At 61.6% G+C, this 19,981-nt stretch carries 21 protein-coding genes; 10 read left to right on the top strand and 11 right to left on the bottom strand.

Annotated elements, in window-relative coordinates; genetic code table 11:
* Positions 1-121 precede the first annotated feature (121 nt).
* Positions 122-1,231 (bottom strand): RHE_PE00001 family protein, encoded by a 1,110-nt coding sequence (locus tag PH552_RS09710; RefSeq protein WP_112341484.1) that lies wholly within the window; start codon positions 1,229-1,231, stop codon positions 122-124.
* Positions 1,232-1,404: 173 nt separating this feature from the next.
* On the opposite strand from PH552_RS09710, the gene PH552_RS09705 reads away from it, so the two are divergent.
* Both PH552_RS09705 and cueR read left to right on the top strand, forming a co-directional pair.
* Positions 1,405-3,909, top strand: a complete 2,505-nt coding sequence (locus PH552_RS09705) for a heavy metal translocating P-type ATPase (RefSeq protein WP_285165902.1) — start codon at positions 1,405-1,407, stop codon at positions 3,907-3,909.
* Between the two features lie 10 nt (positions 3,910-3,919).
* Positions 3,920-4,306, top strand: a complete 387-nt coding sequence (cueR, locus tag PH552_RS09700) for a Cu(I)-responsive transcriptional regulator (RefSeq protein WP_113249666.1) — start codon at positions 3,920-3,922, stop codon at positions 4,304-4,306.
* A 192-nt stretch (positions 4,307-4,498) separates the two neighbouring features.
* Here cueR and PH552_RS09695 read toward each other — a convergent pair whose 3' ends face one another.
* Entirely contained in the window at positions 4,499-5,689 is a 1,191-nt protein-coding gene (locus PH552_RS09695) for an acetyl-CoA C-acyltransferase (RefSeq protein ID WP_113249667.1), read from the bottom strand.
* Between the two features lie 171 nt (positions 5,690-5,860).
* On the opposite strand from PH552_RS09695, the gene PH552_RS09690 reads away from it, so the two are divergent.
* Entirely contained in the window at positions 5,861-6,088 is a 228-nt protein-coding gene (locus PH552_RS09690) for a type II toxin-antitoxin system VapB family antitoxin (protein WP_112341487.1), read from the top strand.
* Entirely contained in the window at positions 6,088-6,483 is a 396-nt protein-coding gene (locus PH552_RS09685) for a type II toxin-antitoxin system VapC family toxin (protein ID WP_113249668.1), read from the top strand. The genes PH552_RS09690 and PH552_RS09685 overlap by 1 nt, the downstream gene beginning before the upstream one ends.
* A gap of 16 nt (positions 6,484-6,499) precedes the next feature.
* On the opposite strand, the gene PH552_RS09680 is transcribed toward PH552_RS09685, so the two are convergent.
* From PH552_RS09680 to hutI, 7 genes are all read right to left on the bottom strand, one after another.
* Complete coding sequence (locus PH552_RS09680; protein WP_112341489.1) at positions 6,500-6,805, bottom strand: hypothetical protein; 306 nt, start codon at positions 6,803-6,805, stop codon at positions 6,500-6,502.
* 104 nt (positions 6,806-6,909) lie between these two features.
* Positions 6,910-8,349: an MFS transporter gene (locus PH552_RS09675; protein WP_113249669.1), complete on the bottom strand. Its 1,440-nt coding sequence runs from the start codon at positions 8,347-8,349 to the stop codon at positions 6,910-6,912.
* Between the two features lie 192 nt (positions 8,350-8,541).
* The gene (locus PH552_RS09670) at positions 8,542-9,204 is read right to left on the bottom strand and encodes a sulfite oxidase-like oxidoreductase (RefSeq protein ID WP_112341491.1); all 663 of its coding nucleotides are present in this window, start codon (positions 9,202-9,204) and stop codon (positions 8,542-8,544) included.
* 80 nt (positions 9,205-9,284) lie between these two features.
* A complete protein-coding gene (locus PH552_RS09665; protein WP_113249670.1) occupies positions 9,285-9,848 on the bottom strand; it encodes a HutD/Ves family protein in 564 nt (187 codons plus the stop codon).
* Position 9,849: 1 nt separating this feature from the next.
* Complete coding sequence (gene hutU, locus PH552_RS09660; RefSeq protein WP_113249671.1) at positions 9,850-11,535, bottom strand: urocanate hydratase; 1,686 nt, start codon at positions 11,533-11,535, stop codon at positions 9,850-9,852.
* A 1-nt stretch (position 11,536) separates the two neighbouring features.
* Positions 11,537-13,072 carry a histidine ammonia-lyase gene (hutH, locus tag PH552_RS09655; RefSeq protein WP_112341494.1) on the bottom strand — a complete coding sequence of 512 codons (1,536 nt, stop codon included), beginning with the start codon at positions 13,070-13,072 and terminating at the stop codon, positions 11,537-11,539.
* Positions 13,069-14,337 carry an imidazolonepropionase gene (gene hutI / locus PH552_RS09650; RefSeq protein WP_113249673.1) on the bottom strand — a complete coding sequence of 423 codons (1,269 nt, stop codon included), beginning with the start codon at positions 14,335-14,337 and terminating at the stop codon, positions 13,069-13,071. Before hutI ends, hutH begins: the two co-directional genes overlap by 4 nt.
* A gap of 101 nt (positions 14,338-14,438) precedes the next feature.
* On the opposite strand from hutI, the gene PH552_RS09645 reads away from it, so the two are divergent.
* Both PH552_RS09645 and hutC read left to right on the top strand, forming a co-directional pair.
* A complete protein-coding gene (locus PH552_RS09645; RefSeq protein WP_113249674.1) occupies positions 14,439-15,782 on the top strand; it encodes a formimidoylglutamate deiminase in 1,344 nt (447 codons plus the stop codon).
* Positions 15,783-15,861: 79 nt separating this feature from the next.
* Positions 15,862-16,581 (top strand): histidine utilization transcriptional repressor HutC, encoded by a 720-nt coding sequence (hutC, locus tag PH552_RS09640; protein ID WP_113249700.1) that lies wholly within the window; start codon positions 15,862-15,864, stop codon positions 16,579-16,581.
* An 18-nt stretch (positions 16,582-16,599) separates the two neighbouring features.
* Here the strand turns inward: hutC and PH552_RS09635 are convergent, their stop codons facing one another.
* On the bottom strand, positions 16,600-16,752 hold the full coding sequence (locus PH552_RS09635) for a hypothetical protein (RefSeq protein WP_167376678.1): 153 nt from the start codon (positions 16,750-16,752) through the stop codon (positions 16,600-16,602).
* Between the two features lie 321 nt (positions 16,753-17,073).
* Between PH552_RS09635 and PH552_RS09630 the strand changes: the two genes are divergently transcribed.
* The 3 genes from PH552_RS09630 to PH552_RS09620 all read left to right on the top strand — a co-directional run bounded on the left by PH552_RS09630 (position 17,074) and on the right by PH552_RS09620 (position 18,420).
* The gene (locus PH552_RS09630) at positions 17,074-17,688 is read left to right on the top strand and encodes a single stranded DNA-binding domain-containing protein (protein ID WP_112341497.1); all 615 of its coding nucleotides are present in this window, start codon (positions 17,074-17,076) and stop codon (positions 17,686-17,688) included.
* 89 nt (positions 17,689-17,777) lie between these two features.
* Positions 17,778-18,011, top strand: a complete 234-nt coding sequence (locus tag PH552_RS09625) for an AbrB/MazE/SpoVT family DNA-binding domain-containing protein (RefSeq protein WP_113249675.1) — start codon at positions 17,778-17,780, stop codon at positions 18,009-18,011.
* Position 18,012: 1 nt separating this feature from the next.
* A complete protein-coding gene (locus tag PH552_RS09620; RefSeq protein ID WP_285165900.1) occupies positions 18,013-18,420 on the top strand; it encodes a type II toxin-antitoxin system VapC family toxin in 408 nt (135 codons plus the stop codon).
* Between the two features lie 96 nt (positions 18,421-18,516).
* On the opposite strand, the gene PH552_RS09615 is transcribed toward PH552_RS09620, so the two are convergent.
* Positions 18,517-18,987, bottom strand: a complete 471-nt coding sequence (locus PH552_RS09615; RefSeq protein WP_112341502.1) for an Lrp/AsnC family transcriptional regulator — start codon at positions 18,985-18,987, stop codon at positions 18,517-18,519.
* A gap of 150 nt (positions 18,988-19,137) precedes the next feature.
* Between PH552_RS09615 and PH552_RS09610 the strand changes: the two genes are divergently transcribed.
* Positions 19,138-19,887 (top strand): tryptophan 2,3-dioxygenase family protein, encoded by a 750-nt coding sequence (locus PH552_RS09610; protein ID WP_169645196.1) that lies wholly within the window; start codon positions 19,138-19,140, stop codon positions 19,885-19,887.
* The last annotated feature ends 94 nt before the right edge of the window (positions 19,888-19,981 follow it).

The following is a 19,981-nucleotide window of genomic DNA, read 5'->3' as shown; positions in this document are numbered from 1 at the left end:
TATGGCCATTAAATTTTGTCCATTTTAGCGCGACTTAGCGTAACAAACTGTTACATTAGACAAAAACCAGGGTTGTAGTTGCAAGGACGAGATATGCCCACGTGTTGGCCGGTTGAACCGGTCAAAGCACGCCCCAGCCGCGATAACGCCCGCGACCTGTCATCTCGCGCAAGCCGAGTTCGGCCACCAGATTGAGCGCGCCTCTCGAGGTAACACCGACATGCCGTGCGATCATCTTCGCCGAAACAATCGGTCGCGACAGCACGATATCGATGACCTCCGGCAGGCTGCTGTTCGAGCGCCGGTCCTTGAGCCTCAATTCCATCTGCAGCTTGGCGAGCGACAGACGGTCGAGCTCCTTCAGGCCCGATTCGGCCGAAAGCGCCATGGCCTCCAGAAAGGCCGTCAGGCGCGTGATGCGGTCCGACGCGCGCCGCCGATCGTGCCGGACCGCTTTCAGGCCGACATTCAGGCAGAAGAGATGTGAGGTGATCTTGCCGCGGCTGCGCAGATAGGCACTCGCCAGCAAGCCGCCAAGCCAGTGCTGCCGGCGCAGCGGTTCGATCCGCTCCCAGGCGTCGAAAAGCACGGCAGCACCAAGAACCGGCGGCAGCCGATCCGCATCGCGAAGGGTGGCGCGCCAGTGCTCCAGTCGCTCGTCTTCATCCCAATCCTCGTCGCGAACGAGCGCAAGCGGATCATGGACATCGACCGTCGCCGGCCGGGCTTCCGGGACACCGCCATTTAGGACCTTGTCAGATCGGGCGAGAATGGCGTCGATCTCGGCAAAATCGACGCCGAAATCGTCATCCTCATCCTCCGACACCTCGGGCTCCGATGCTTCGGCAAGTGTCGGACGCACCACGATCGCCTCGTCGGCCTCCCCCGCGTCACCACGCAGGACCGCAAGGCCGGTCGCCTCAAGTCCCCAGGAAGGATCGGCGGTCCAAAGACGGCGCCTCGTCCGCAGCACGGCGTGAGCGATGGTCAATTCATGGGTCGGCGTGCGTGTATCCATGCGCGCATCGTGCAGGACCAGATCCTCCACATGCACCAGCTCACCGCTAACCCAGAGGGCACCCGCGGCATCGAAAAAATGCCCGCGCTCGCGAAAACCGTCCGCCACGGCATGCCGCAGAACGCGCTCGTCCAGACGCGCCAGCATGTCTTCCGCCTTGATGATGGCGGGCAGAAGTGTCGGAATCGGGAGCGTGGTCAAATCATATCGCATTGGAATCGCTTTATTGAATCGGCCTTACGGAACTTATCACCGCCCCGTGTGATGCGATAGGAAAGGAGTTCTGTGAACTGTGGACGACAATCACTATTTTTCATCTTGACCTTCCAGTAACAGGAAGGTTCATAAACCTATCCAACGCCCGATTCCGGGCAATGGAGTTTGATATGACATTGCATGACGAACATGATCACAGCCATCACGGCCATGGTCATCACCATCATCACGATCACCCGCAAGAGGCGGTGACACGCGATCCCGTCTGCGGCATGACGGTCGATCCGAACGCTGGCAAACCATCGCTGGACTATCAAGGCCGCACCTTCCATTTCTGCTGCAATGGCTGCCGCGCGAAGTTCGAGGCTGCGCCGGAAAGCTATCTCACCGCCAACGATCCCGTCTGCGGCATGACGGTCGACCGCGCCACGGCGCGCCATTTCCTGAAGCACGAGGGCGAGAAATTCTATTTCTGCTCGGCCGGCTGCAGGACAAAGTTCGAGGCGGATCCATCGGCCTACCTCAACGGCAACAAGCCTGCACCGAAGCCGGTACCGAAGGGCACGCTCTATACCTGCCCGATGCACCCCGAAGTCGTCAGCGACCATCCCGGCGATTGCCCGAAATGCGGCATGGCCCTGGAGCCCATGGGCGTGCCCTCGGCCGATGAAGGCCCGAACCCGGAATTGATCGATTTCACGCGCCGTCTCTGGATCAGTGCCGCGCTGTCGCTGCCGCTGCTCATCATCAGCATGGGTCCGATGATCGGCCTACCCATCCGTGATTGGATCGGAGAACCGATCGCCACATGGTTCGAACTCGTGCTTGCGACGCCGGTCGTGCTGTGGGCGGCCCTGCCCTTCTTCCGCCGTGCCTGGAACTCGCTCGTCAACAGAAGCCCGAATATGTGGACGCTAATCGGCCTCGGCGTCGGCACCGCCTATGTTTATAGCGTCATCGCCACGCTTGCCCCCGGCCTGTTTCCGATGAGCTTCCGCGGGCATAGCGAGAGCGTGCCCGTCTATTTCGAGGCAGCTTCCGTCATCGTTGCGCTGGTCTTCGTCGGTCAGGTGCTGGAACTAAAGGCCCGCGAACGCACCGGCTCGGCCATCCGCGCGCTTCTCGACCTCGCGCCGAAAACGGCGAGGCGCATCGGCGCCGACGGCAGCGAAACCGATGTGCCCGTCGACGAAATCCAGGCCGGCGACCGGCTGCGTGTGCGCCCCGGCGAGCGCATCCCCGTGGACGGCTCCGTCATCGAGGGCCAATCCACCGTCGATGAATCGATGATCACAGGCGAGCCCCTGCCGGTCGAAAAGGCTAAGGGTGATGCTTTGACCGGCGGGACGATCAACAGGAACGGTACGCTCATCATCCAGGCCGAGAAGGTCGGCGCCGAGACGACGCTGTCACGCATCGTCGAGCTCGTTGCCAAGGCGCAGCGCTCGCGCGCACCGATCCAGACGATGGTCGACCGCGTCTCCGCCGTCTTCGTGCCAGCCGTCGTCGCAGCCGCCATCATCGCCTTTGCCGTATGGGCCTTTATCGGGCCGGAGCCGCGACTGGCGCATGCGCTGCTTGCCGCCGTCGCCGTGCTCATCATCGCCTGCCCGTGTGCGCTGGGGTTGGCAACCCCCATGTCGATCATGATCGCCACCGGCCGCGGTGCCCACGTGGGCGTGCTGGTGCGCGATGCCGAGGCGCTGGAACGCTTTGCGAAAGTGGACACATTGATCGTCGACAAGACCGGCACGCTGACCGAGGGCAAGCCGAACCTGACCGACATCGTCACCGCGCCAGGTACCGATGAAGCCAGCCTCCTCTCGCTCGCCGCCAGCCTAGAGCGCGGCTCCGAGCACCCGCTGGCGGAAGCGATCGTTGCCGGCGCCGAGGCGCGGGGAGCGCATTTCGTCGACATTTCCGGCTTCTCGGCAGTGACCGGCAAGGGCGTCGAGGGCCGCACCGGCGAAACCGCGATCGCGCTCGGTAATGCCGCGATGATGACCGATCTTGGCGTTTCCGCTAACTCCCTGAAGGCCGAAACCGAACGCCTGCGCGGCGAAGGCAAGACCGTCATGTTCGTTGCCATCGACAGGAAGCTGGCCGGCCTTGTCGCTGTCGCCGATCGGATCAAGCCGACCACGGCCGCCGCGATCAAGGCGCTGCATGAGAGTGGCTTGAAGATCGTCATGGCGACGGGCGATAACGGCAAGACCGCCGCCGCCGTCGCCAAGCAACTCGGCATCGACGAGGTGCGCGCCGACATGCTGCCGGAAGGCAAGAAGGCGCTGATCGACCAACTGCGGGCCAAGGGCAGCATTGTCGCTATGGCCGGCGACGGCGTCAATGATGCTCCGGCACTTGCATCAGCCGATGTCGGCATCGCCATGGGCACCGGCGCCGACGTCGCCATGGAAAGCGCCGGCATTACGCTGGTGAAGGGCGATCTCAACGGCATCGTGCGGGCGCGCCATCTGTCGGAGGCGACCATCCGTAACATCAAGCAGAACCTTGCCTTCGCCTTCGGTTACAACGCGCTCGGCGTGCCGCTGGCAGCCGGCGTGCTCTACCCGGTCTTCGGCCTGCTTCTGTCGCCGATGATCGCGGCAGCCGCCATGAGCCTGTCCTCGGTCTCGGTCATCGGCAATGCGCTGAGGCTGCGGCTGGCGAAATAGGAGAACAAAAATGAATATCGGCGAAGCATCGGGCCGCTCCGGCCTGCCGGCCAAGACCATCCGCTACTACGAGGATATCGGCCTTATCCGCCCCGACCGCGGCGACAATGGCTACCGCGATTATGGCGCCGATGACGTGCACAAGCTGCGCTTCCTGCACCGCTCACGCAGCCTCGGCTTCTCGGTGGAGGAGTGCCGGCAGCTGCTGGCGCTCTACGAGGACAAGAGCCGCGCCAGCGCCGACGTCAAGGACATCGCCGCCGCAAAACTCATCGAGATCGACCGCAAGATCCGGGAACTGACGGAGCTACGCCGCACGCTGGAACATCTCGTCCACGCCTGCCACGGCAATGAGCGGCCGGACTGCCCGATTTTGGAGGAGTTGTCGGAGGAGTGAGGATGCCGCCTCGGCAGGTCAATCGAATGCCTTGATGTCGGAATGATGTGCCTGGCCCCTCACCCAAGCCCTCTCCCCGCAAGCGGGGAGGGAACTCTTAAAGGACCCTGCGCGGCTCGACTCAAATGAGGGGGCCATGCCCACGGCGGCGGCATCAATAGGCACGGCTGACCAGTCTCTATATCGCTCCAGTCAGCCAACGCGCTCTACCGCAATCGCCGTCGCCTCGCCGCCGCCGATGCAAAGTGCCGCGATGCCTTTTCTCACACCCTGACGCTCCAGCGCATGCAGCAGCGTCACGATCAACCGTGCCCCGGTGGCACCGATCGGATGGCCGAGGGCGCAGGCGCCACCATTGATATTAAGCCGATCGCGCGCAATACCGAGCTCTTTCGCGGCCGCCATGGCGACGACGGCGAAGGCCTCGTTGATCTCAAAGAGATCGACATCGCCGATCTTCCACCCGGTCTTGTCGAGCACCTTGCGGATCGCCGGGATCGGCGCGGTGGTATACCAGGCCGGCTCCTGGGAGTGCGTGGCATGCGCCTTGATTTCGGCGAGGATGGGCAATCCCTCACGCTCGGCGAGCGAGCGGCGCGTCAGGATCAGGGCGGCAGCGCCATCGGCGTTGGCCGAGGCACTGGCAGCGGTAATCGTGCCATCCTTGCGGAAGGCGGGCTTGAGCGTCGGGATCTTTTCAGGTGAAACCTTCTGCGGATGCTCATCCTTGGCGACTGTTACCGGACCGCCTTTCGCCATCACTGACACCGGGGTGATTTCGGCTTCGAAAGCGCCGGTTTCGAGCGCCTTGCGAGCGCGAGACAGGGTCTCCACTGCATAGGTATCCTGATCGTCGCGGCTGAACTGATAGGCCTCGACCGCCATCTCGCCGAAATCGCCCATCGAGCGGCCTTTCTCATAGGCGTCCTCGAGCCCGTCGAGCATCATATGGTCGAAGATGCGGTCATGGCCCATGCGATAGCCGCCACGGGCCTTGGCGAGGAGATAGGGCGCATTCGACATGGATTCCATGCCGCCGGCAACCGCGATGGAGGCCGAACCGGCGAGAAGCAGGTCGTGCGCCAGCATGGTCGCCTTCATGCCAGAGCCGCAGACCTTGTTGACGGTGGTGGCACCGACGGCATCCGGCAAGCCAGCCCCGCGAGCAGCCTGGCGAGCGGGTGCCTGTCCCTGCCCCGCAGGCAGCACGCAGCCGAAGAGAACCTCATCCACCCTCTCTGCCGAAAGACCGGCACGCTCCAAAGCCGCGCGAATGACATGCGCGCCGAGTTCCGGCGCCTGCAATGACGAGAGTTCGCCCTGGAAACGGCCAAGCGGCGTGCGCGTAGCGGAAACGATAACGACGGGATCGATAGCGGGCATGACATCTCCTCGCGGTCAGCAAACGGTATCTTCAGTTGTCATTGCTATCACGTTAGATGATGTCCGTCATCTAAATATCGCAAAGGAAGAGCGCAAAGTGATCCGCAAGACGCGATTGCCCTGGAGACAGATACATCCTAAGGATATCCAGGAAATTGAAAAGGATATTCCATGCCGCTTTACATCAAGGACGATGCCATCGATAGGCTGGCACGGCGCTACCAGGCGCTGACCAAGGCTTCCACCAAGACCGAGGCAGTGCGGCTCGCGCTGCAGAAGGCGCTGGATGAGGAGCTGACCAAGCCAGCCTTAGCCGATGTCGCCGTCGCCTTCTGCCGCAATCTCAAGCAGAAAGCCACTGGCAAAGGTGCAAGTGCCGGCACCGCGGGAGAGGCCTGATGTTTATCGACGCGACGGTACTGTCGGCGATGATGACCGACGAAGAGGAGGCGCGTGCCTTTGCCATCCGCATGCAGCCGGCAACGGCGCGAATGACCTCGCCGCTTTCCGCAGCGAATGCCGCTATCCTGGTCTCAGATATTTTGGGATTGTCGCCGACCGAGGCCGGCGAAGCTGTCCGCACATTTTTGCAGCTCATGAACATTCAGCTGCTTGCGGTGCCGCCCCGCGCCGCCACCTTGGCGACGGAAGCTTATCAGCGTTATGGCCAAGGCGACCATCGGGCGCGCCTCAGCCTTGACGATTGCATGACCTATGCCTGCGCCCGCTATTATCGCCAGCCGCTATTGTCGAAAAGCGACCGATTCAGCCAAACGGATATCGAGCTGGCCTAAGGCCAGCGCCACACCATTACGGGCAAAGAGAAGCGGAGCCTGCACTATAGGTGCTCGAACGAGCGCCGACGGAGTTCGGGGCAGCGGCGCATTGCAGTCGGGAAATGGAGTCGCCGGCGCGGATCGGGCCAGTCACGGACGGGTCGGTGTTGATGGTGCCATCCGGGAGAATTGCGTCCTTAGAATGGTCGACATTGCCGACATCCGCCTGGAACGCCTCGACATTGACGCGCTTGGGATGATGCTTATGAGCTTGTTCCGCCATGGCGGCGCTGGACATGCCGAGGACGAGAGCGGAGATGGCGAGGGTTCTGAGCAGCATAAGACTGCCTCCTATGGGAGTTGAAGCAACATTCATATGGGAACGGACGAGCCATTTTTACAGCGGCTTGCGTCTCAATATCGTTAAGAATTCTAAGGTTTTGATCAGGTCTTCACTTTATGGCGGGACACCTCTGCGCCGGCATCGTGCGGCAGGCTGATAAAGCGCAATGCGGAGATGGCACCGATAAGCCCAACGACAAGGAAAGCCCAGCGAAAATCGACAAGCGAGAGCGTTTCCCCACCATGAATCATGCGCGAGAGATTAAGAACGGCGGCAGCGACGGCAACGCCGAGCAGCAGCGAAACCTGCTGCAGCATGCTCGACAATGTCGAGGCCGAACTGCGCTGCGCTGCATGGATATCGGCAAAGCCAAGCGTATTCAGCGCCGTGAAGTTCATAGACCGCGAAAGGCCGGCGATGAATAGCAGGCAATATATCAGTGGGTCCGGCGTCGCCGGCGACAGGAACGCACAGCCGCCGATGCTAGCCGACGAGATCAGGCCATTGACGACGAGCACACTGCGGAAGCCAAAGATTCTCAACGTCTGCGTGGTGATCGCCTTCATGCCGAGATTGCCGGCAAAGTAGAATAGCAGATAGGTGCCGGCATCGATCGCCGTGCGCCCGAACCCGACCTGGAAGAGCAAGGGAATTAGAAAGGGCGTGGCGTTGATCGCGACCCGGCTCGCCGTACCGGCAGAAAGCGTCGACATCGCGAAGGTCTGCACCTTGAAGGCGGAGAGATCGAGCAGGGGCGCATCGACCGTCATAAAATGCCGGGTGGCGATGACGGAGAAAACCACACCAGCAGCAATGAGTGCAATGCTGGGTGCCAATCCCGTGGTACCTTGGACCACGAATTCCAGACCGGCGAGCAGGAAGGTCAACCCCGCCGCCGATTGCAGGAAACCGATGAAATCGAGCCGCGCAGCCTTTTCCTCCCGTTGATCCGGCACAAAGCGCAGGACGAGACCGAGCCCGATGATGCCGATCGGGATATTGATCAGGAAGTTCCAGTGCCAGCTGAGATAGGTGGTGATGAAGCTGCCGAGCACCGGGCCGATGACCGGAGCCGTCAGCGCCGGCCAGGTGATCATCGAGATGGCATGCACCAGATCGGACTTGCGCGCGTTTTTCAGAACGATGATGCGTCCCACGGGCGTCATCAGCGCGCTGCCGACGCCCTGTATGGCGCGGGCAGTGATGAACTCGGTCAGACTGCCCGAAAGACCGCAGAACAGTGATGCCACGGTGAAGATGATGATCGATGCCAGGAATACACGCCGCGCGCCATAGCGATCGCCGGCCCAGCCGGCCAGCGGGACGAAGGCCGCCATGGTGAGCAGATAGACCGTGATGCCGATGCTCATCGACACCGGCTCGACGCCGAAGGTCATCGCCATCTGCGGCAGCGACGTGGTGACGATGGTGCCATCCAGGATTTGCATGAAGAAGGACACGGCGACCACCAGGGCGATGATGCGGGACTGCCGGCCGAAGCTTGCTTCGGAAGGTTCTTCTGTGGTCCGGGCAACGGTCATGGGATGAAATTTCGGAGATTGGCGTTCAAGGAGGCCGTGCATTACCGGCAGCAATCATATGATCATTGAATACGCCCATCATGGTGGCTTGCAAAGTCACAAATCCAAGCTGTTGCCATTAAAAATTGACAGGGTGACATAGAACCGCGGTTCGAGAGAGCCAATCCAAAGACATCCCACCCGCAAGATTCATCAATCGTCCGAATAGCGCTGCTCGCGCCAGGGATCGCCATACATGTGATAGCCGTTCTTCTCCCAGAAACCGGCCCTGTCCGCACCGATGAACTCAATACGGTTCAGCCACTTGGCGCTCTTCCAGAAGTAAAGATGCGGCACGACGAGGCGCATTGGGCCGCCATGCTCGCCGGTCAACGGCTGGCCCTCCCAAGCGGTGGCCAGAATCGCATCTTCGGCAGCGAAATCCGCAAGCGGCAAGTTTGTGGTGTAGCCGTCATAGCTCGTCAGCAGCACATGCTGCGTCTCCGCTGTCGGCATGGCAAGATCGAGGAGATCGCGCGTCGAAACCCCTTCCCAGCGATTGTCATAGCGCGACCAGGTCGTCACGCAGTGAATATCGCTGACGCGGGTGCTTTGCTCGATCGCCCGGAAAGCGGCCCAATCGAGGCTGAGTCGATTTTCCACGAAGCCGATCACATCGAGCCGCCAACTCGGCAAAGAAATCTGCGGCTGCACGCCGAGATCGAGCACCGGCCAGTTCTTGACAAGATGCTGCCCCGGCGGCAGCCGCTCTGTTTCGGGCCGGCTGACGCGCCCCGTCAGAAACTTGCCTTCCGCCGCCCAGCGGCGCTTGGAAGTCGTAAGCTTGCTATCGGCGGGGATCTGGTCGTCGCTCATGCCGGTATCCTCTTTCTAGTAGATAGAAATAGGATGACCGAGCTGGGCAGGTGTCAAGTCAAGGAACAGCAGATAGCTGGCTATATTGCCGCGATGGCGATATGGAATAGCTGCGCCTTGCCCGAGATCGAGTGCCGCCCGGCGCTGTCGTCGGAAATCAAAAGGCAATCGCCCGCATCAAGCGCCATGCCATCGATTTCGGCATTGCCGCGATGGCAAAGAACAAGAATGGTCCCGTCCCCGAAAGCGACTTCGCTAGGTCCATCGACCAAAACGCGCCGCACGGAATGCGTAAAACGGCCCCGCCGCGTCATGACATTGAGATCGGTAATCGTCCCGTCGATCAATGTCGCCGAAGTCGGCGCGTCGGCAGCGAAGGCCAGCGGCTCGCTTGCCTGTGTGAGGCGTTCGGGTGAGCGCCCCTCGATGAAAAGGGTCATGCCCTCACCATTGAGAATGGATAGCGTACGATCGATGCCGGGAAAGACCGAGAACGGGCCGTCCGTGGCAACGGTCGCCATGCTGACGCGCCAGTCGAAGTCGGCAAGCCCGGCGCCCTCAGGCGAAACGGCGATCTCCACCGTTTCCCCGCCGCCGTTTTTCCAAGGCATGCGCTTATGGTCACTGGCGCGCAGCAGCTTCATCTCAGTTCCCCAGGATGGCCGGCAGGCGCAGGCCCTGCTTCTTGGCCCAGTCGAGGGCGATGTCGTAGCCGGCATCGGCATGGCGCATGACGCCAGTCGCCGGGTCGTTCCAGAGAACGCGCTCCAGGCGCTTGGCGGCATCATCCGTGCCGTCGGCGCAGATGACCATGCCGGAGTGCTGGGAAAAGCCCATGCCGACGCCGCCGCCGTGATGCAGCGATACCCAGGTGGCGCCCGATGCTGTGTTGAGCAGGGCATTCAAGAGCGGCCAGTCGGACACGGCATCCGAGCCGTCCTTCATGGCTTCCGTTTCGCGGTTCGGCGAAGCGACCGAGCCAGAGTCGAGATGGTCGCGGCCGATGACGACGGGCGCTTTCAGCTCGCCGTTCCTGACCATTTCGTTGAAGGCAAGTCCGAGGCGGTGGCGATCGCCGAGACCGACCCAGCAAATGCGCGCCGGCAGGCCCTGGAAGGCGATGCGCTCGCGTGCCATGTCGAGCCAGTTGTGCAGGTGCTTGTTGTCGGGCAGCAGCTCCTTCACCTTGGCGTCGGTCTTGTAGATATCTTCCGGATCGCCCGAGAGGGCAGCCCAGCGGAACGGACCGATACCGCGGCAGAAGAGCGGGCGGATATAGGCCGGCACGAAGCCCGGGAAAGCGAAGGCGTTTTCGAAACCCTCTTCCTTGGCAACCTGGCGGATATTGTTGCCATAGTCGAGCGTCGGCACGCCGGCATCCCAGAAGGCGACCATGGCTTCGACATGCACCTTCATGGAGGTACGGGCGGCGGCTTCGACGGCCTTCGGATCGCTCTCGCGCTTGGCCCGGTGTTCGGCCACCGTCCAGCCGATCGGCAGATAGCCGTTCAGCGGGTCGTGGGCGGAGGTCTGGTCGGTGACGATATCCGGACGCGGTCCGCCGGCCTTCATGCGCTTTACGAGTTCCGGGAAGATTTCTGCAGCGTTGCCGAGCAGGCCGACGGACTTGGCTTCGCCAGCCTTCGTCCACTTGTCGATCAAAGCAAGCGCTTCATCGAGCGTCTTTGCTTTCTCGTCGACATAACGGGTGCGCAGGCGGAAATCGATGCGGGTTTCGTCGCTTTCGACGGCGAGGCAGCAGGCGCCGGCCATGACAGCCGCCAGCGGCTGTGCGCCGCCCATGCCGCCGAGACCGCCGGTCAGGATCCACTTGCCCTTGAGGTTGCCGTTGTAGTGCTGGCGACCGGCTTCGACGAAGGTCTCGTAGGTGCCCTGCACGATACCCTGCGTGCCGATGTAGATCCACGAGCCGGCCGTCATCTGGCCGTACATGGCAAGACCCTTCTTATCCAGCTCATTGAAGTGATCCCAGGTTGCCCAATGCGGCACGAGGTTGGAGTTGGCGATCAGCACGCGCGGCGCATCCTTGTGGGTGCGGAACACGGCGACCGGCTTGCCGGACTGCACAAGCAGCGTCTCGTCTTCGTTGAGCGTCTTCAGCGTCGCGGCGATACGGTCGAAATCATCCCAGGTGCGGGCGGCGCGACCAATGCCGCCATAAACGACCAGCTCGTTCGGGTTCTCGGCAACGTCCGGGTCGAGGTTGTTCATCAGCATGCGCAGCGGCGCTTCAGTCAGCCAGCTCTTGGCATTGAGCTCCGGACCACGAGGCGCGCGGATCTCGCGGATATTATGGCGTGGGTTGGTCATGTCACATCTCCAAGGAGGGCAGGATGTTGGTTGAAATCGAGGCATTGAGCGCGCCGGAGCCGATAAGCTCGCTGGCGGCTTTCAGGTCGTTCGCCATGTAGCGGTCCTCTTCCAGCGACGGCACGGCGGCGCGGATCGAAGCAATGGCAAGGGTCAGTTCCGGGCTGGTCGTCAGCGGCGCGCGCAGCTCGACGCCCTGGGCAGCCGTCAGCGCCTCAATGCCGATGATACCGAAGAGGTTTTCGGTCATTTGCAGCAGGCGGCGGGCGCCATGGCAGGCCATAGAAACATGGTCTTCCTGGTTGGCCGAGGTCGGCGTCGAATCGACAGAGGCCGGGTGCGACATCTGCTTGTTTTCCGACATCAGCGCAGCCGAGGTCACTTCGGCAATCATTAGGCCGGAGTTCAGGCCGGGCTTCTTGGCGAGGAAGGCCGGCAGGCCGTAGCTGAGCGCAGGATCGACGAGCAGCGCGATGCGGCGCTGGGCGATTGCGCCGATTTCGCAGACAGCGATGGCAATCTGGTCGGCGGCGAAAGCGACAGGCTCGGCATGGAAATTGCCGCCGGAAACGACGGAATTATCCGAAAGTACCAGCGGATTGTCGGTGACGGCATTGGCCTCGATTTCAAGGGTACGGCCGACGGAGCGCAGAAGGTCGAGGCAGGCGCCATCCACCTGCGGCTGGCAACGAATGCAATAAGGGTCCTGCACGCGCTCGTCGCCTTCGATATGGCTTTCGCGGATCACGGAACCGGCCAATAGGCCGCGAAGGGCTGCGGCGGTATCGATCTGACCCTTATGGCCGCGCAGAGTATGAATATCGGGATGGAACGGGGCGGAGGAACCCATCGCCGCATCCGTCGACATCGCGCCGGTAATGAGCGCGGCCTGGGCGGCACGATGAGCACGGAAGAGGCCCGCAAGCGCAAGACCGGTCGAGACCTGCGTGCCGTTGATCAGCGCCAGCCCTTCCTTTGCAGCGAGCACGACCGGCTTCAAACCAGCCTTTTCGAGCGCTGCCGCGCCGGAAAGCCGCTCGCCGGCATAGAAGGCCTCGCCGTGCCCCATCATGACCGCAGTCATATGCGCCAGCGGCGCAAGATCGCCCGAAGCGCCGACCGAACCCTTTTCGGGAATGACGGGCACGACGCCCCCTTCGAGCATGCCTTCGATCAGCCGCACCAGCTCCAGCCGCACGCCGGACGCGCCGCGTCCGAGCGAAACCAGCTTCAGCGACATGATGAGGCGAACGACATTCTCAGGCAGCGGCTGGCCGACGCCGCAGCAATGCGAGAGAATGAGATTGCGCTGCAGCGTTGCGACATCCGCACTGTCGATCTTGATCGATGCGAGTTTGCCGAAGCCGGTGTTGATGCCGTAAACCGGCGCATTGCCGGCGGCTATTTCGGCGATGCGGGCGGCTGCCTTGGCGATGCCGGCATCGAAAGACGCATCGAGCTTAGCCGGCTCACCGCTCCAATAGATCGTCGCCAGCTGCTGCAGCGAGACGGAACCCGGATGGAGAACAACAGTCATCGGTTGAACCTCTTTCCCTTGAAAACATGTGCATGGAGGGGATTGAAGCCGATGCGGTAGACAAGCTCCGCCAGGCTTTCGACATCCCAAATGGCAAAATCGGCCGACTTGCCGGCCTCGAGCGTCCCCGTCTCGGAGAGCAGACCAAGGGCACGCGCACCCTCACGGGTGGCGCCGGCAATGCACTCCTCGACCGTCAGGCGGAAAAGGGTGGCCGCCATGTTCATGGTCAGCAGCAGCGAGGTCAGCGGTGAGGTACCGGGATTGGAGTCCGTGGCAATGGCGATCGAGACGCCTGCATCACGCAGGGCCTGAACCGGCGGCTTCTGCTTCTCGTTGATGGCATAGAAGGCGCCTGGCAGCAGCACGGCAACCGTGCCAGCCGCAGCCATCGCCTTGACGCCGTCCTCATCGAGATATTCGACGTGATCGGCTGATAAAGCACCATAGGAAGCGGCAAGCTTGGCACCGCCGAGATTGGAAAGTTGTTCGGCATGCAGCTTCACCGGAATACCGAGCGACTTGGCAAGATCGAAGACGCGGGCGATTTCGGCCGTCGAAAAGGCAATGCCCTCGCAGAAGCCGTCGACGGCATCGACAAGGCCTTCGGCCTGGGCTTGCTTCAAACCGGGCAGCACGACATCATCGATATAATCGCCGTTACGCCCCTTGTATTCAGCCGGGGTCGCGTGCGCACCGAGATAAGAAGTCACGACGCGAACCGGGCGGACTGTCTCCAGTTTGCGCGCGGCCTGCAGCATCTTCAATTCGGATTCAATGTTGAGGCCGTAGCCCGACTTCACCTCGATTGTCGTTACGCCTTCGGACAGCAGAGTGTCGAGACGCGGCAAGGCGACGGCGACAAGCTCATCCACCGACAGTGCCCGCGTTGCGTTGACGGAGGAAACGATGCCGCCGCCGGCACGCGCGATCTCTTCGTAGCTCGCGCCTTCCAGCCGCATCTCGAATTCGCGGGCGCGGTTGCCGCCATAGACGATATGTGTGTGGCAATCGACGAGGCCAGGGGTCACCCAGCGCCCTTCGAGATCGACGATTTCTGCACCTGACGTATCGGGCAGATCGGCTTCGCTGCCGGCAAAGACGATGCGGCCGCCCTTGGTCAGGATTGCGCCCTTCTCGATCGTGCCGAGCCGGGCCTTACCCTCTTTCAAGGTTGCAAGGCGAGCATTCCGCCAGACGCGGCTTGCCCCGCAGTTTTCCTTGCCATCGTTGGGGCCGTCTTCGGAAAAATTGTTCCCACCCATCAGCTTTACGCCTTTCCTCGTTGGCTCATAATGTATATACATAATCGAAAGGCTGACAAGAGGGATTTTGGACTCCATGTCCGAAAGGAAAGGGTGAGACCATGACGAGACTTCATGCACGCGTCGCAATGCTTGGCGACGGATGGCACGAGAATGTGCGACTGACCCTCGAAGGCGGCCGCATCGCCGAGATCGTCACCGATGTCGCTCCCGAAGCCGGCGACGACAGGCAGGATGTTCTGGTGCCTGCCATGCCGAACCTGCACAGCCATGCCTTCCAGCGCGCTATGGCCGGCCTTGCCGAAGTCCGCGGCCCGGCCAACGACAGCTTCTGGAGTTGGCGCACCGTCATGTACAAATTCGCTTTGTCGATGACCCCTGACCATGTCGAGGCCGTTGCCGCGCAGCTCTATATGGAAATGCTGGAAGCAGGATTCTCCCGGGTCGGCGAATTCCACTATCTGCATCATGACAAGGACGGCAGCCAATATGCCAACATCGCCGAACTGGCCGAGCGCATCGGCGCCGCCAGCACTGAGACCGGCATTGCGCTGACGCTGCTGCCCGTCTTCTACGCCCATTCCGGCTTCGGCGGCGCCGCTCCCATCGACGGCCAGCGCCGCTTCATCAATTCGATCGAGAGCTTCGAAGCCCTTATGGCCGGCTGCCGCACGGTGACGAGCCGCCTGCCCGGCGCCGAACTCGGCATCGCGCCGCATAGCCTGCGGGCCGTGACGCCCGAGGAACTGGCCAAGCTTGTGCCGATTGCCGGCGAGGGGCCGATCCACATCCATGTCGCCGAGCAGGTGAAAGAAGTGGAGGATTGCATCGCCTGGTCGGGTGCCCGGCCAGTGCAGTGGCTGCTCGACAATGCGCCCGTCAATGAGCGCTGGTGCCTGATCCATGCCACACACATGACCGAGGATGAGACGCGGCGCATGGCTAGGAGCGGCGCGATCGCCGGCCTTTGCCCGATCACAGAAGCCAATCTTGGCGATGGCGTGTTCCCGGCACCGCTATTCTTGGAAGCAGGTGGCCACTACGGCGTCGGTTCCGATTCCAATATTCTCATCTCCGTGCCGGAGGAGTTGCGGCAGCTCGAATATTCGCAGCGCCTGGCGCTGCGCGCCCGCAACGTCATCGCAACATCAGGCGGTTCGACCGCCCGCATGCTGTTCGACGGCGCGCTGGCGGGCGGCGGCGCGGCTCTCAAGGCAGCGGCAGGCCTTGCCGTCGGCAACCATGCCGACATCGTTTCGCTCGATGTGAGTGCGGCACCCTATCTCTCCGGCGACCGCATTCTCGATCACTGGACGTTTGCTGGCGGCGTCAAGGTCGATGGCGTCTGGGCGCTGGGCCGCAAGCAGGTCGAAGGCGGCCATCATATCAAGCGGGAGGCAATCTCGGCGCGATTCCGCAAGGCGATGGCTGAACTCATTGCTTAAATACCGCTTTTCCTCCCATTGATTGACCCCTAAATAACTTGCGGGAAATTCCATGTCTTTCACGGAACAGATGGGCGGTATGACCACGAGCAAAGATGCGACCCTGCATCAGCGTATCCTCACCGATATCGAAGGCCGGATCGTCTCCGGCGCCTGGCCGCCGGGCCACCGCATTCCATTCGAGATGGAATTGGCGGATCAATATGATTGCTCGCGCATGACGGTGAACAAGGCGCTGACCCAGCTTGCGCGCGCCGGTCTGATCGAACGGCGAAAACGCTCGGGCAGTTTCGTCACGCATCCGCAGGCGCAATCCGCCGTGCTCGAGATCCACGACATCAAGTCGGAGGTCCAGTCGCTCAATCTGCCTTATTCACACAGGCTGATAAGACTCGCGGAACGGCGCGGACGACCTGAGGACGCGCACCGGCTGCAGTTCGTCGGTTCGGTCTCGGTGGTGGAGATCACCTGCATCCATTACGCCGGCCCGCGCCCCTTCTGCCTGGAAGATCGTGTCATCAATCTCGATGCCGTGCCGGAGGCGGCCACGGCCGATTTCGAGACCTTGCCGCCCGGCCCCTGGCTGCTCAACCAAGTGCCGTGGAGCACCGCCGAACACCAGATCCGCGCCATATCCGTCGAGGGTGACGCTGCCGCCAACCTCGATGTTCAGAAAGGCACGGCCTGCCTGGTAGTCGAACGGCGCACCTGGAGCGCGGCCGGCCCGATCACGCATGTCCGCCTGACCTATCCTGGGGATCGCCATAGCCTCGTGGCGCGATTTACACCGGCAAGCTGACCATTTTCCCGCATCACTTTAAGGGCGCTGCGGGGACTCTGTCGGCGGCGGAATAAGGCTTTCGGATTGACGGACTGGCTGGGCGGGATCGACCAGCAGAATACTGAGCGCAATCAGAACCAATGCCAGAATCAGGAGGATTCCGATCAGAAGCGGACGAATCGCGGTCATTTCGTTCTCCAATCTCCCCAGCCCAGCGCAAAGCGCGATAGGGAATTCGAGATAACCGGCGCAGTCTAGCGGTAAATGTTAAGCAATGCTTGATGTTCCGGGAAATATCCGGCCTTTTCCAGGAATTTCTCACCGCGTCGGGCGAGACGCCCGTCTCACGCTTGTTTGAGTGGCGAGTGATGAAAGCGGCGCCTAGGATCAGGATGCAGATGGCGCAAACCCGTTGCGCGGCCTGCTGCCGATCAATTTAGCCCTCCATATCCTCCAGATCAAAGATGACCGACAGATCGCTCGGCCTGTATATCAAGGGAGTTAATGCCCATGCATCGCAAACGTCTGATCACGGCTGCGCTGACGCTTTCCGTCGCCATGCTTGCCGCGCTGCAAAGCGCTGATGCCGCCGAGCTCGTCAAAGTGCGCGGCACCGTGGAAAGCCTCAATGGCGATACGCTCAAGGTCAAGTCCCGAGATGGCAGCGACGTGACTGTCGCGCTGAAATCCGGCGGCAACGTCGGCGGCGTCGTCCAGGCTGCCGTCGGCGACATCAAGCCGGGCGATTTTGTCGGCATCGCCTCGCAGCCGACCAACAGCGGCATCAACGGCGCTCTAGAAGTGGTCATCTTTCCGGCCTCGATGAAGGGAACCGGCGAAGGCGATCGCCCCTGGGATTCGGCGCCGAACAGCTCGATGACCAACGCCACGGTCGCCAACGCCGTGACCTCCGTCGACGGTCCGACATTGACGCTTACCTACAAGGGCGGCGAACGCAAGATCAGCATCCCCAAGGGCACTCCCGTCGTTACGCTGACATCGGCGACGAAAACCGACCTGAAACCGGGCGCCGGCGTCTTTATCACAGGCGAACGCAACGCCGATTCCACAGTCTCTGCCAACCGCGTCGCCGTCGGCCTCAACGGCACCGTGCCACCGATGTGATTGCTGCGAAAACCGCACGCAGCCGGACAATCTTGAATTCGATCGCCAAAAGTAATACCTCTTTTCAAGAAAGTATTACCGAGGAAGAGATGAGCACGACCGTAACAGCGAAAGGACAGGTGACGATTCCCAAGGCCGTCCGCGACATGCTTGGGATCGGACCCGGAAGCCAGGTCGATTTTCGCCGCATGTCCGATGGCAACGTCGTTCTTGTCCCGGTGGATACACAGGAGCAGGCTAGCCGATTCGGCAAGTTCCGTGGTCATGCCGGCAAAGGTATGAGCACGGACGAAATCATGGCTTTGACGCGCGGCGAAGATTGAGGTGATTTTCGTCGATTCCAACGTGCTGCTCGATATCATCACGAACGATCCCGTGTGGTATGGCTGGTCGCTCGCGCGACTCGATGCTGCAAGCCTTCTCGGCCCTTTGTGCATCAACGATGTCGTCTATGCCGAAATATCCGTGCGTTACGATAGGATCGAAGATCTCAACGAAATGCTTGCTGAGACTGAGCTTCGTATCGAGCCGATCCCGCGGGAGGCGCTCTTCCTCGCTGCCAAGGTTTTCGCTCAATATAGAAAATCGGGCGGAACGCGCGGCGGCGTCCTGCCAGATTTCTTCATCGGTGCTCATGCAGCCATCGGCGGCCTGTCTCTTCTGACACGCGATACGAAGCGCTTCCAGACCTATTTCAGATCCGTCACGCTCATCAGCCCGCAGGAAACATGAGGCGGGATGGAACAGGAAAACCTGTTCCGTCGCCTGCTGTATGACCTTGGTCGCATCGCCTTTCATCGGCTCGATGCGATACGAAACGGCTGAAAGTTATTCGCCGACATGCCGCATGGCCTCGGCCAGCGAAATGTCCGACTTGATTTCCCGCGTCGACATCGATGTCACCGTGTGCCTGACGCCCGGCAGCCGGTTCAGCTCCTGCCGCAACAAGCGGTCGAGGGCGGCCATGTCGGTCGCCAGGATATGGAGGAGATAGTCCGCCTCCCCCGTCGTCGCATGGCAGCGCCAGATCAGCGGATGCCGGCGTACGGCCGCTTCGAAGGCGTCGAAGCGCTCGACATCGATGGAGACCTGCACGAAAGCTTCCAGGCCGAAGCCGAGGCGGGCGGGATCGAGAAGCGTCCTGTATCCGCGGATCACGCCAGCCTCCTCCAGCGCCTTCACCCGCTTCCAGCATGGCGTCTTGCTGAGGCCGGCGAGTTCGGCAAGTGCGGCAAACGAGATGCGGGCATCGGCCTCGAGGGCTGCGACGATCTTGTGATCCAAAGCGTCTAATTCCATCGTTCTCTCCGCGGTGTCAATATTCATCGATCGTACTCTATTTATCCGATTCTGGATGACAAATAGGAACAATGTTCAAGCCGAGATTTCGTATTCTGCAGGAAGAGCAAACATGCTTGGCGGCCGAGGGCCGGAACAAAGGGAACGAGGATGCAGAAGAAAGACTACTACGCGCGCATCGAAGCGCCCGAAATGCGCGACTACGGCGTTTACCTGCAATGCGACAAGCTGCTCGCCTGTCAGAAGCCACTTGACGGCATGGTCAATGGCGACGAATTGCAGTTCCAGATCGTGCATCAGGTGGAAGAGCTCTGGATGAAGCTCATGGCCTACACGCTGGTCGACGTCATCGCTTTCATGGAGGAGCGCAACACGCATCGCGTCGTCACGCTGATGGGCCGCGTGCACCGGATCATGCGTATGATGACGGCGCAGCTCGACCTCCTGGAAACCATGTCGCCGAAGGAATATCAACAGATCCGCCTGCAGCTCGGCAATGGCAGCGGCCAGGAATCGCCCGGCTTTAAATTCCTGCTGCGCATGCCGCCGGACATCTGGCATGCCTTCAAGGCCAACTATCTCGATGCCGCCTGTCTGACGGTCGATGATATTTATGACGGCAAATATGATCACGGCGACAGCTACGTGGTCGCCGAGGCGCTGGTGGAATATGACGAGCTGTTCCAGAAGTTCCGGGCCAATCACATCTACCTGATCCAGCGCTCCATCGGGCTCGGCTCGAAATCGCTGAAAGGCCGCCCGGTCGAACTGCTGCAGGCCGGCACCCGCCATCGCTTCTTTCCCGACCTCTGGGACATCCGCGCCGAGATGACCGATCGCTGGGGCAGCGAATATGGCGTCGTCCGCGATTCCATCTCCAGCCACGATGCCGCCGAATAGGCGCTGACCGAAACGGCCTCTGCTGCACTGATTTCAGCGGAGGCCTTTCTGGGCGAGACCTGGCCTCTGCATAGGCTCCACCCGCTCGGCAAAC

The sequence above is a fragment of the Rhizobium aureum genome (genome assembly GCF_030182495.1).
Classification (GTDB): domain Bacteria; phylum Pseudomonadota; class Alphaproteobacteria; order Rhizobiales; family Rhizobiaceae; genus Rhizobium; species Rhizobium tropici_C.
This window is presented reverse-complemented; position numbering and strand designations above follow the sequence as displayed.

Excerpts from the sequence above, each read along its gene's own strand:
- PH552_RS09710 (WP_112341484.1), bottom strand. The coding sequence starts at position 1,231 with ATGCGATATGATTTGACCACGCTCCCGATTCCGACACTTCTGCCCGCC.
- PH552_RS09705 (WP_285165902.1), top strand. The coding sequence starts at position 1,405 with ATGACATTGCATGACGAACATGATCACAGCCATCACGGCCATGGTCAT.
- cueR (WP_113249666.1), top strand. The coding sequence starts at position 3,920 with ATGAATATCGGCGAAGCATCGGGCCGCTCCGGCCTGCCGGCCAAGACC.
- PH552_RS09695 (WP_113249667.1), bottom strand. The coding sequence starts at position 5,689 with ATGCCCGCTATCGATCCCGTCGTTATCGTTTCCGCTACGCGCACGCCG.
- PH552_RS09690 (WP_112341487.1), top strand. The coding sequence starts at position 5,861 with ATGCCGCTTTACATCAAGGACGATGCCATCGATAGGCTGGCACGGCGC.
- PH552_RS09685 (WP_113249668.1), top strand. The coding sequence starts at position 6,088 with ATGTTTATCGACGCGACGGTACTGTCGGCGATGATGACCGACGAAGAG.
- PH552_RS09680 (WP_112341489.1), bottom strand. The coding sequence starts at position 6,805 with ATGCTGCTCAGAACCCTCGCCATCTCCGCTCTCGTCCTCGGCATGTCC.
- PH552_RS09675 (WP_113249669.1), bottom strand. The coding sequence starts at position 8,349 with ATGACCGTTGCCCGGACCACAGAAGAACCTTCCGAAGCAAGCTTCGGC.
- PH552_RS09670 (WP_112341491.1), bottom strand. The coding sequence starts at position 9,204 with ATGAGCGACGACCAGATCCCCGCCGATAGCAAGCTTACGACTTCCAAG.
- PH552_RS09665 (WP_113249670.1), bottom strand. The coding sequence starts at position 9,848 with ATGAAGCTGCTGCGCGCCAGTGACCATAAGCGCATGCCTTGGAAAAAC.
- hutU (WP_113249671.1), bottom strand. The coding sequence starts at position 11,535 with ATGACCAACCCACGCCATAATATCCGCGAGATCCGCGCGCCTCGTGGT.
- hutH (WP_112341494.1), bottom strand. The coding sequence starts at position 13,072 with ATGACTGTTGTTCTCCATCCGGGTTCCGTCTCGCTGCAGCAGCTGGCG.
- hutI (WP_113249673.1), bottom strand. The coding sequence starts at position 14,337 with ATGGGTGGGAACAATTTTTCCGAAGACGGCCCCAACGATGGCAAGGAA.
- PH552_RS09645 (WP_113249674.1), top strand. The coding sequence starts at position 14,439 with ATGACGAGACTTCATGCACGCGTCGCAATGCTTGGCGACGGATGGCAC.
- hutC (WP_113249700.1), top strand. The coding sequence starts at position 15,862 with ATGACCACGAGCAAAGATGCGACCCTGCATCAGCGTATCCTCACCGAT.
- PH552_RS09635 (WP_167376678.1), bottom strand. The coding sequence starts at position 16,752 with ATGACCGCGATTCGTCCGCTTCTGATCGGAATCCTCCTGATTCTGGCA.
- PH552_RS09630 (WP_112341497.1), top strand. The coding sequence starts at position 17,074 with ATGCATCGCAAACGTCTGATCACGGCTGCGCTGACGCTTTCCGTCGCC.
- PH552_RS09625 (WP_113249675.1), top strand. The coding sequence starts at position 17,778 with ATGAGCACGACCGTAACAGCGAAAGGACAGGTGACGATTCCCAAGGCC.
- PH552_RS09615 (WP_112341502.1), bottom strand. The coding sequence starts at position 18,987 with ATGGAATTAGACGCTTTGGATCACAAGATCGTCGCAGCCCTCGAGGCC.
- PH552_RS09610 (WP_169645196.1), top strand. The coding sequence starts at position 19,138 with ATGCAGAAGAAAGACTACTACGCGCGCATCGAAGCGCCCGAAATGCGC.